We start from the raw sequence: 11524 nt of genomic DNA, 5'->3' as shown, positions 1-11524 counted from the left end.
TTCTTTTCATCTGAATTTCTGTTGCATTTTTCTACTTTATATCTTAAAGCAAGCAACAATTTTACTCCTTTCAAATTGATACTACACTTATTATATAATAAATATTCCAAGTTTTAGCCTTAGTAATCTATAATAGAATTTACTTTCAGATATATTTCTATGTTTCAAACTTTTTGAAACTACTTTCTTTACTCCTCAACAAAGAAAGCCCTGTTTTAGCAGGGCTCTTTTTCATTTTTTTTAATGACCTACATAGGCAAAGGGAATCTCACTACCACACAACCAGTTGTAAACCTGGTCATTGACATGGACATTCATAGCTTCGTGGGCATATTCTGGCATGAGACGATAGCTCTTTTCACAAGTCAAACGATTGTAAATGGCAAACTGGGTGATTGGATAGCAGACATCGTCATCAAGCCCTGTAATCATTCTCACCTCACCTTTAATGCGATGGGCAAGGTTTTTCACATCGATATAGCTAAGTGTTTCCATAATCTGCTCTTCTGTTTCATGGAATGGATCATGAAACTTAAAATAACGGAAGAGTTCATCATAGGCTTCGCTGGTATTGCCAATTTCTAGCACTCGTCTAAAGTCTGACAAGAATGGATAGATGGCAACTGTTCGCTTGATACGTGGATTGAGCCCTGCAGCCACTAAAGCCAGCGCTCCTCCTTGCGAAGCTCCGTAACTAGCCAACTGCTCTTCATCTACTTGCGGGAGACTAGCTACAATCTCAATCAATTGATAAATATCAAGATAAACATCCTTATAGAAGAGTTGCTCTTTTCCTTCTACTGCACCACGGATGATTTGCCCCTTAACTGTATTTCCGAGAGGCGAACGCAAGCCATCTTGTGAGTAACCAGATTGCCCACGAACATCCATCGATACAACCCCATAACCAGCGACGGTAAAGGCTAGCATATCTGTCCAATCCCAACAACGTCCCATATAGCCATGGAAGTGGAAAATAACTGGTACTTTCTTATCTGATTTTGGTAAGACCACACGCGCATAGACAAGGCCATCACGTGTACCTTTAAAGGTTAACTCATAGCACTTAACATTTGGAATATGAAAATCACGTTCCTCTAGTTGGTAATCTGGCAAGACCAAAACCTTGTCAATCTCACCATCCCAAAAAGCATCAAAATCCTGTGGAACTTCATCTCTTCCTTTATATGTTTTCATTTCTTCTACTAATGCTGGATTTCTCATAAAACCCTCCTTTACTTTGTAACCGTTATCATAACTGTAGCACATATGGGAAAGCAATGCAAGAAAGAAAGGGAAACGGAAAGTGGATTTAATGTCTGACCCCTGCAAGAATCCCTCTGAAAGTAGTTTTAAAAAAATAAAAAAGAGCGATTTCGCTCTTTTCTTAGTATTTAGGAGAAGGTTGAATTTCCTTTTGAAATGTCTTTTGGTAATTTACTTCAATTGTCATGAGAGAGTCCTCGTTTCTTTTTGATGACTCTAGTATAGATACTCACCCTAAAAGCAAACTTAATATTATCTTAGAAAATGCTTAATCCAGATATTCTTTCTTTTCTAGATGTAAGGCAATCATGTGCCACTCTGGATCCTCTCGCCAGTTAGGGAGAGAACTGATATAGCTTGCTACCTTTCTAGCTTCCTCAAGGATTGGGAAGTCTTCGATGATATCAGCTACATGAAACTCTGGTAGACCCGACTGTTTGGTCCCAAAGATTTCTCCAGAGCCTCGCATTTTCAAATCTTCCTCCGCAAGGACAAAACCGTTGGTCGTTTCTGTCATGATACGCATGCGGTCTTTCCCAGAATCAGTTTTTGGATTGGCCACTAGAACTGCGTAGGACTGCTTGTCCCCACGACCGACACGACCTCTGAGCTGGTGAAGTTGACTAAGTCCGAAACGGTCAGCATCCATGATAATCATGACTGTCGCATTGGGAACATTGACCCCGACCTCGATAACCGTTGTAGAGACCAGGATATCTGTCTTTCTCTCTTTGAAATCCTGCATAATCTGGTCTTTTTCATCACTCTTCATCTTCCCATGCAAGAGCGCAACTTTTGCTTTCCCAGCAAAATGAGTTGTTAACTCCTCCGACAAAGCAATAGCGTTTTTCAGATCAAGAGCTTCAGACTCCTCAATCAATGGAGAGATAACATAGGCTTGAGAACCTTTCTGAATTTCTCCCTCGATCCAAGTCAAAACCTGTGGCAGTTGCTCATGCTTAATCCAACGTGTCACAATCGGTTTACGTCCAGCTGGCATCTGGTCAATAATGGAAACATCCATATCTCCAAAGGCTGTGATGGCTAAGGTTCGTGGAATGGGAGTTGCCGTCATCATGAGGACATCTGGATTTTCTCCTTTTTCACGTAAAATACGCCTTTGCCCGACTCCAAAACGGTGTTGCTCGTCGATGATAATCAAGCCGAGTCGGGCATAGTCCACGCCGTCTTGTATAAGAGCATGGGTACCGATGATCACATCTACCCCGCCCTTGGCAATGGTCTCCAAAACCATGCGTTTTTCTGCAGCTTTCAATGAACCTGTCAGGAGAGCTAATTTCAAATCAGGAAAGAGATTCTCTAGACTTTCAAAATGCTGCTCTGCAAGAATCTCTGTTGGAACCATGAGGGCAGCCTGGTAACCAGCCGTTACAGCAGCATACATGGCAAGACCTGCAACCACTGTCTTCCCGCTTCCTACATCACCTTGTAAGAGTCGATTCATGTGGTGGTCCGACTTCATATCTGTTAGGATTTCTTGCAGGCTTTTTTCTTGGGCTTGGGTCAGAGCAAAGGGTAACTTCTCTTTTACTGCCGTTAGTTTTTCCTGGGACCAATTCAAGACCAGGCCACTTCCATCAACCTTATTTTCAGACTTGAGGGTCTGTAATTGCATTTGGAAATAAAAGAGCTCCTCAAACTTGATTCGACGGAGAGCCTGCTTGTATTCTGCCAAATCCTTAGGAAAATGCATGGCACGCACAGCCTGACTTCGGGGCATGAGTTTGTATTTATCTAGCAAAGACTGAGGGAGATTTTCCTCTATCAAGAGATCCAGTCCTTGATCAAAGGCGGTCTTGATGGCCTTAACAAGTCCTGCTTGACTGATACCTTGTGCGAGACGATAGACTGGTTGAAGGTCGTCCTCCACTTGGGCTAAAACCTTCATCCCTGTTAGACTAGCCTTAGCACGATCCCACTTGCCAAAGACAGCTAGAGTCGCTCCTAGCTCAATCTTATCAGCCAGGTAGGGTTGATTAAAGAAGTTAACGGCAAACACAACCTCCCCCTGCTTGAGGCTAAAGCGTAGGCGATTGCGCTTAAAACCATAATACTGAACACTAGCTGGCGTCACCACCTGACCAGACAGGACTGCCTTCTCACCGTCTTCTAGCTCTAGCACCTGCTTGGTCTTAAAATCTTCATAACGGAAAGGAAAGTAAAGCAAGAGGTCTTGCAGGTTTTCAATTCCTAGTTTGGTATATTTCTCTGCAGATTTTGGTCCCACACCAGGCAAGACATGCAAGGGTTGATGTAAATTCATGCTCCTCTCCTTTCCTTCTGTTTCTTAATAATATTCTCTTGGAACTCGATCACTGAGGAGACAAACTACCTCATAATTAATCGTTCCTCGGTAGACTGCCACATCTGTTGCAGTAATCTCCTTGTCACCGTCTGAGCCAATTAAAGTTACCTTGGTACCCAATGGGTAAAGCTTAGGTAAGCGAATGGTGATTTGGTCCATGGATACACGCCCTACAATGGGGCACAATTGTCCATCCACCAGCACTGAGAAATTCTGCATATCTCGTGTCCAACCATCCGCATAACCGATTGGCAAGGTGGCAATAACTTGTTCACTGTCTGCCTGATAGGTCGCTCCGTAGCCCATACAAGCTCCAGCCTCTACTGTTTTGACATGAACGATGGCTGTTCCCAAAGTCAGGGCTGGTTTTAGTTCATAAGGCAATTCTAAAACTTGTCCACTTGGATTGAGACCATACATAGAGTCCCCCATGCGAACAGCATTGAAAATCGTTTCCGCATGCCATAAAGTAGTTGCGGAGTTACTCGCATGGACTAGTTCAGGGACTTCTTGCAAGCCTGCGATTATTCCCTTGAAACATTCCAACTGTTGTTTAAAGTAGCTATCTGACTCTTCATCTGCAGTTGCAAAATGGGTAAAGATTCCCTCAACATTTGCTCCATGTTCCTTGAGTAAAGTTTGAGCTTGTGCGGCCTCGCTTGCACTTCTAAAACCAATTCGTCCCATACCTGAGTCAATCTTAAGGTGAACGGTTAAACCAGCTAAGTCTGGCTCTGTAGCTATGAGTTTCTGGACCCATCCCAATCCTGCCACTGTTAAGGTAATGGCATACTCCTTAGCCAGTGAAAGAGATTCAACCTCAGATACTCCCAAAATAAGAATCTTCTTAGCGATACCTACCTGACGGAGTTCGATGGCTTCATCAATATTCGAAACGCAAAAGCCGTCAACATCATCCTGAATGGCTGTTGCAACAGCTACCGCTCCGTGTCCGTAGGCATTGGCTTTTACAACTGCCCATTTGAGGGTATCTTTGGGAATGTGCGCTCCCATTTGTTGGATATTGTAGCGGATAGCTCCCAGATCGATGAGGGCTTTAGTTGGTCTATGTGGACTAGTTTTCATGATTCTCCTCCAAAATAACACTAGCTGTCACAAACTGATCTGTATGGCTGATTGATAGCCAAACTTTTCCTGAAAACGGGGATTTGCTGAAGTAGGGAGCTCCTCTTTCATTGTTCAAGATTTCCAAGTCTTGAAAGCCCAACTTCCCAATTCCCGTTCCCATAGCCTTTGAGAAAGCCTCTTTAGCTGACCAACGACCAGCCAAATACTCGACCTGTCTGCGACCTTTGAGACTGGAAAAGCGCTCCATTTCCTTGTCTGTCAAGACACGCTGGGCAAAACCTTTTCTTTTTTCAACTGCATTTTGTATGGAAGCTAATTCTTCAATATCAATTCCGTGTCCAACTATCATTTTTATCAAAAGGAGTTGAGATACCCCCAACTCCATCCTTTTCACTTATTTTGTTAAGGTAGTATAGATTTCTTCTACCAAGGCAACTGTGTTTTCCCATCCTAAACATGGGTCTGTAATGGAACGTCCAAAGATTTCTGGCTGGTTTTGGCGACCATCTGCTAAGTAGGATTCAATCATGAAGCCTCGAACTGTCTTCTTGATTTTTTCATTCCAGTCACGATTGAGCAAAGATTGACGAACAATTCGAACTTGCTCCATATATTGTTTCCCTGAATTATCATGGTTGGTATCAATCATGATAAAGGGATTTTCGAGCCCCATAGACTCGTAACGTCCAATAGCATCTAGAAGAGTTTCGTAGTAGAAGTTAGGTTCATTTTTCCCGTATTCATTCAAAGCACCGCGAAGGATGACGTGAGCCAAGGGATTTCCTGAGGTTTCAACTTCTTGGCCATGAAAGAGAAAGGTTTGTTTGTTTTGTGCTGCATAAACGGCATTAAACATCACAGATAGATTCCCAGAAGTTGGGTTTTTCATCCCTACTGGTGCGTCAATTCCCGAAGCTACAAAACGGTGTTCTTGGTCTTCTACTGAACGCGCACCTACTGCATGATAACTCACCAAGTCATCAACTAAGACCAGATTGGCTGGATACAGCATTTCATCTGCTGTAGTCAATCCGGTTTCTGTAATCACTCGATAATGAAGTTGACGAACAGCCTGCAAACCATTAATCAAGCTTGGAGCCTTCGAAGTATCTGGCTGATGAACCAAGCCCTTGTAGCCATCTCCATTGGTACGTGGCTTTGCAGTATATACACGCATAACCATGAAAATCTTATCCGCCACTTTTTTCTGCAAGTCTGCCAAACGACGAGCATACTCAAGTACTGCTTCTTCATTATCAGACGAACAAGGCCCAATGACCAGAAGGATACGATCATCCTTACCTGAAATGATATCTGCTAGTTCCTGGTCACGACTTTCCTTATGTTGCAATGCTTCTGCAGATAGCTGTGTTTCCGCCTTAATCGCTTCAATATCGATTTCTTGACCTTTCTCGATAAATGCCATATTAGTCTCCTAGTCTTTGGTAGATTTCGCGAACAAGAGCTTCAGTATTTTCCCATCCTAGACATGGATCGGTGATAGATTTTCCAAAGACTTCTGGTTCATTTTGACGACCGTCTTCTAGATAAGACTCAACCATGAAACCACGGACATATTTTTTAATCTTTTCATTCCAATCACGGTTAATCAGAGTCTGACGAACGATACGAATCTGCTCCATATACTGTTTACCTGAGTTATCATGGTTGGTATCAATAATAATGAATGGATTTTCAAGGCCCATCTTTTCATACTGAGCAATAGTATCCATCAAATTATCGTAGTAGTAGTTTGGAATGTTTTTCCCGTACTCGTTAAGAGCTCCACGGAGAATAGCATGCGATAAAGGATTTCCAGTAGTTTCGACTTCTTTCCCTAAGAAAAGGAAACTCTGCTTGTTTTGAGCCGCATAAATACCGTTGAACATAACATTGAGATTTCCAGAGGTTGGATTTTTAAAACCTGTTGCAAAATCTGCTCCACTAGCTACAAAACGGTGTTGTTGGTCTTCAACCGAACGGGCTCCAACTGCCATGTAAGAAATCAAATCATCTACCAAAGGAAGGTTCTCTGGGTACAACATCTCATCTGCTGTTGTCATTCCTGTTTCAGAAATAACACGGTAGTGCAAATGACGAACTGCCTTGATCCCATTGATGAGGCTAGGTGCTTCTTTGGCATTTGGTTGGTGAATCAAGCCCTTATATCCGTCACCGTTAGTACGTGGTTTAGCAGTATAGACGCGCATGACCATAAAGACGCGGTCTTTGACTTCTTCCTGAAGTTTTGACAAACGCTTGGCATACTCAAGAACTGCCTCTTCATTGTCAGACGAGCAAGGACCAATCACTAACAAGATGCGTTGGTCTTCCCCACGAATAATTGCTTCAAGCTCTTGATCACGTTGGAGTTTGTTCGCAAGTACTTGTCCTTCTAGTTTAGATAAACTACGAACTTCATCAATATTAATTTTAGGGCTTTTTGCTGTAAATACCATTATCCATCTCCTTATAAAGCAAACGGACGCCAAGCGAAAATTCACTTTTCACTAGGCATCCGCCTGAAAATTAGTCATTCTTAACGTCGTTTACCGTGACAGTTTTTAAATTTCTTACCAGATCCACATGGGCATAAGTCATTACGTTTTACTTGACTGAGGTCCAAATCAGCTGGAAGACTTGTTTGTTGCGCAGCAATATTTCGAGTTGCTGTCGTACTAATATGATGTTCGGTTTGTGGTCGTTCTTGTTCATGAATTTGTGCTTTCATCATCAAGCGAGTCACATCAAACTCAATCGAACCAATCATATCATTAAACATACGGAAGCCTTCCGCTTGATATTCCACGACAGGGTTGTTTTGTGCATAACCACGAAGACCAACAGCATTTCTCAACTGATCAAGGGCATCGATATGGTCAGTCCACTTGTTATCTACAACACGTAGAATCAAGACTTTCTGGAATTCTTTCACTGCTTCTTCGTCACGAAGTTTAGCAACTTGGCTATCGTAGACTTTCAATGCACGTTGGTATAATTCATCCTTGATAGCTTGGTCTGATAAACCTTCTAGGTCTGAAAGTGAAATTGAATCTTCTGGAAGCAAATTGTACTTCGCAAAGTTCAAGATTGCTTCGAGTTTTTCATCTTGTTTAGAACGAGCATGGCCATCTACAATACGTCCAATCGTACGACGAATCATAGCATGAATCTCAGGAGCCAAGTCACGATCTGCAGTGATGACATCATAACGTTGCGCGTAGATAATCTCACGTTGTTCACGCATGACATCGTCATATTGAAGGACTTGTTTACGAGTATCGTAGTTGTTTCCTTCAACACGTTTTTGCGCTGCTTCGACCTGACGTGTCAACATACGAGATTCGATGGCTTCGTCAGACATATTAAGACGTTCAAAGACACCTTTCAAACGTTCTGAACCAAAACGTTTCATCAAATCATCTTCAAGCGACAAGTAGAATTGTGACTCACCTGGGTCACCTTGACGACCTGAACGTCCACGAAGCTGATTATCGATACGACGGCTCTCATGACGCTCTGTACCGATAACACAAAGTCCACCAAGCTCACGAACACCTTCACCAAGCTTAATATCGGTACCACGACCGGCCATGTTGGTTGCGATAGTGATAGCACCACGTTGACCAGCATTCATGATGATTTGCGCTTCTCTGTAGTGGTTCTTAGCATTCAATACTTCGTGAGGTACGCCTGCTTCAACCAATTTTTTAGAAAGAAAATCACTGGTTTCAACGGCAACAGTACCTACCAAGACAGGCTGACCTTTTTGGTAACGCGCCTTAACATCTTCAACGACAGCCTTGAATTTTGCATCGAGACTAGCGTAAAGAAGGTCTGAATGGTCGATACGTTGGATCGGACGGTTAGTAGGAATTGGAATAACACGGATGTTGTAGATTTCGCGGAATTCTTCTTCTTCTGTTTTACCAGTACCAGTCATACCTGCCAATTTTTTATACATACGGAAAAGGTTTTGGTAGGTAATCGATGCTGATGTCTTGGTTTCATCTTGGATTGGCACACCTTCTTTAGCTTCAATCGCTTGGTGCAAACCATCAGAGTAACGACGACCTTCCATGGTACGACCTGTAAATTGGTCGACAATCAAGATTTCTTGTTCTTCGCTGACCACATAGTCAATATCAAGAATCATGATGTAGTTGGCACGAAGGGCGTTGTCGATAAAGTGAGTCAAAGCCACATTTTCGATATCATAAAGGTTTTCTAGTTTGAAGTAGCTTTCAGCCTTGTCAATACCTGAGTCAGACAAACCGATTGTCTTAGACTGAATATCAATGATGTAGTCATCTTTATCCAAAGACTTCACAAAATGGTCAGCCATGTGGTAGAGTTGACTTGTTTCAACTGCATTAGCTCCTGAAACGATCAATGGTGTACGAGCTTCGTCGATCAAGATAGAGTCAACCTCATCGACCAAGGCATAGTTAAGTGGGCGTTGAACCATGTTCTCCGCACGAACCACCATGTTATCACGAAGATAGTCGAAACCAATTTCTGAGTTTGTTGAATACGTAATGTCACAGAGATAAGCTTCTTTTTTCTCCATTGGAGATTTTGCAGCTAGGTTAATCCCAACTGACAAACCAAGCCATGAGTACAACTCACCCATCTCAGTCGCGTCACGTTCTGTAAGGTATTCGTTGACGGTAACTACGTGTACACCTTTACCTGAAAGAGCATTTAGGTAAACAGGCATTGTCGCTGTCAAGGTTTTCCCTTCCCCTGTACGCATTTCTGGAACGTCACCGTGGTGAAGAACGATACCACCCATAACCTGAACCTTGTATGGGAAGAGTCCAAGAACACGCTTAGCTCCCTCACGTACAACCGCAAAGGCTTCGTACAAGAGTTGATCAAGCGTTTCACCATTTTGATAACGTTGCTTAAATTCTTCTGTCTTAGCTTGCAACTGCTCGTCTGTCAAAGCAGCCATTTCATCTGCGTATTTGAGGACTTTATCAGCCATCTTTTCTAAGCGGCGGAGTTCCCCTTTATCATTTTCGATGATTGTTTTTAATAAATTTGCCATTTTTTTCCTTACTTTAAATTCTGAATATTTTAGAATGTTCTTTTTATTGTAGCATATTTGCCCAGCTTTTTCAAGAAAGAATCCGTGTTTATACAAGCTAAAAAAGCTCATTGAGAGCCTTTTTTTGTAAATGTTCAAACTATTGCTAATCATTGATTTTCTTTTAGAAATTTCAAGCCTATTCTTTAGTTGTAGAAGTGCTAAAATCAACCTTTGGAGCTGTCTTGGCTTCTTCGCTTTCTTTAAAGGTTTCTGCCTCTTTAAAGTTCATCATGTTAGCGAAAAGAACTGCTGGGAAGCTTCTTAATTTTTGATTGTATTCTGTTGCCACTTTGTTGTAATCCTTGCGAGCTACAAAGATACGGTTTTCACTTCCAGCCAACTCCGTCATGAGTTGTTCAACGTTTTGATTGCTCTTCAATTCTGGATAGTTTTCTGTTAGCGAAATCAAACGTGAGATAGCCGAGCTCAACTCTCCTTGAGCTTCTTGGTTCTCTTTTGAAGTCACTGATCCGGTGCCAATTTTTGCTCGTGCTTCTGCGATTTGGGTAAAGACTTCTGTCTCATGGTTCATCTGTCCCTTTACAGACTCTACCAAATTTCCTATCAAGTCTGAACGACGTTGAAGGGCTGTCGCTACATCTGCCTGTGCTTGTTCGACCTTGGTTTGTTCTGAGACAAGATCGTTATAAGTGCCTACTACTGAGCAACCGCCAAGTAAGATAATAGCCAGCAAAATGCCCAACACATAAATAATTCCTTTATTTTTCATATCTAAACCTACTTATTTCCTTAATTTATACACGAACATTACCAATCATCGGATGAGCCTCCGCCATCGAAGCCTCCGCCGTCCCAGCTACTAGAGGAGTCTGATCCTGAGTCGGACCAAGATGAACCTGAGTCGGAAGAGTCACTAAACCACCATCCTCCATCAGAGGAATCTCCTCCTCGGCCACCTCCGCCGCCTCTAATAATGGCTATAAATACGATAATGAAATAAATGATTATCCCGACTCCGAACACATTGTCCATAGGGGCACTGTTCTTACGACGACTGGACGAGCTACTATTGCGACTCGATTTTTTCCCACTGATGCTATCAGAATAACGTTTGATTTCAGAGGATTCATCAGATGGAAATGTTCCACTTCCTCTATAAAACTGATTGTCCAAGCCTTTGGCAATCGCTAGAATTCCCTTACTATAGTCCCCATTTTTAAAATCTGTACGGCTGGCTGCCAAGATCTGCTTGGTTTGATAATCTGTTATCCTAATGGCGGTGTTATTACTGGTTTCAATTCTTGATTTACGGTCTTGGACAGCTACTACAATGAGGCTTCCAAAATCATCGCCTGAATAGCCAATCTTCCAAGCCCTAGCGGTTTCATTTGCTACCGTTTCAATGCTTTCTCCTTCCAGATTGTCTACGATATAGACACCTATTTGAAGCTTTTCTGCCTTTTGACTATTGGCTTCATTCAAATCACGAATCTGAGTAACTACTTCCTCTGTCAAATAATGATTTGGGTCATAAATACCGTAGTCTGGTTTTTCAGGTGCAGTGAATGCTGATAGGAAGAAAAATGCCATCAGCAATCCAAGTAGACGCACTAAGAATGGATTCTTTAACAATCTATCTTTTTTCATAATAACCTCCTTATGCAAGGAAAATTGTTTAGAGCATTATAGCATTTTGAATCTTACAAAGAAAGTACGTTTCCATTACAAAACCGTGACAAGGACCAGGAAAATGATGTTAATTTGATGACAAATGTAGCTCTACAATC

General features: G+C 42.2%; 9 protein-coding genes. All 9 read right to left on the bottom strand.

The window, feature by feature from the left end:
- Window positions 1-240: 240 nt before the first annotated feature.
- The 9 genes from HW271_RS01330 to HW271_RS01290 all read right to left on the bottom strand — a co-directional run bounded on the left by HW271_RS01330 (window position 241) and on the right by HW271_RS01290 (window position 11384).
- Window positions 241-1224, bottom strand: coding sequence for an acetylxylan esterase (locus tag HW271_RS01330; RefSeq protein ID WP_178894572.1), 984 nt, complete (start codon window positions 1222-1224; stop codon window positions 241-243).
- Between the two features lie 310 nt (window positions 1225-1534).
- Complete coding sequence (recG, locus tag HW271_RS01325) at window positions 1535-3550, bottom strand: ATP-dependent DNA helicase RecG (RefSeq protein WP_178894571.1); 2016 nt, start codon at window positions 3548-3550, stop codon at window positions 1535-1537.
- A 24-nt stretch (window positions 3551-3574) separates the two neighbouring features.
- The gene (alr, locus tag HW271_RS01320; RefSeq protein ID WP_178894570.1) at window positions 3575-4678 is read right to left on the bottom strand and encodes an alanine racemase; all 1104 of its coding nucleotides are present in this window, start codon (window positions 4676-4678) and stop codon (window positions 3575-3577) included.
- Entirely contained in the window at window positions 4668-5030 is a 363-nt protein-coding gene (gene acpS, locus HW271_RS01315; protein ID WP_025173302.1) for a holo-ACP synthase, read from the bottom strand. Before acpS ends, alr begins: the two co-directional genes overlap by 11 nt.
- A gap of 45 nt (window positions 5031-5075) precedes the next feature.
- Window positions 5076-6107: a 3-deoxy-7-phosphoheptulonate synthase gene (locus tag HW271_RS01310; RefSeq protein ID WP_178894569.1), complete on the bottom strand. Its 1032-nt coding sequence runs from the start codon at window positions 6105-6107 to the stop codon at window positions 5076-5078.
- A gap of 1 nt (window position 6108) precedes the next feature.
- Window positions 6109-7140: a 3-deoxy-7-phosphoheptulonate synthase gene (locus HW271_RS01305; RefSeq protein WP_178894568.1), complete on the bottom strand. Its 1032-nt coding sequence runs from the start codon at window positions 7138-7140 to the stop codon at window positions 6109-6111.
- Window positions 7141-7220: 80 nt separating this feature from the next.
- Window positions 7221-9734, bottom strand: coding sequence for a preprotein translocase subunit SecA (gene secA / locus HW271_RS01300; RefSeq protein WP_178894567.1), 2514 nt, complete (start codon window positions 9732-9734; stop codon window positions 7221-7223).
- A gap of 178 nt (window positions 9735-9912) precedes the next feature.
- Window positions 9913-10506, bottom strand: a complete 594-nt coding sequence (locus HW271_RS01295) for a LemA family protein (protein WP_178894566.1) — start codon at window positions 10504-10506, stop codon at window positions 9913-9915.
- A gap of 38 nt (window positions 10507-10544) precedes the next feature.
- Window positions 10545-11384, bottom strand: a complete 840-nt coding sequence (locus tag HW271_RS01290) for a YgcG family protein (protein WP_178894565.1) — start codon at window positions 11382-11384, stop codon at window positions 10545-10547.
- Window positions 11385-11524: the final 140 nt, after the last annotated feature.

This window comes from Streptococcus sp. oral taxon 061 (genome assembly GCF_013394695.1).
Lineage (GTDB): Bacteria > Bacillota > Bacilli > Lactobacillales > Streptococcaceae > Streptococcus.
Note: the sequence above shows the minus strand (reverse complement) of the source record. Positions and strands in the feature narration are given on the sequence as shown.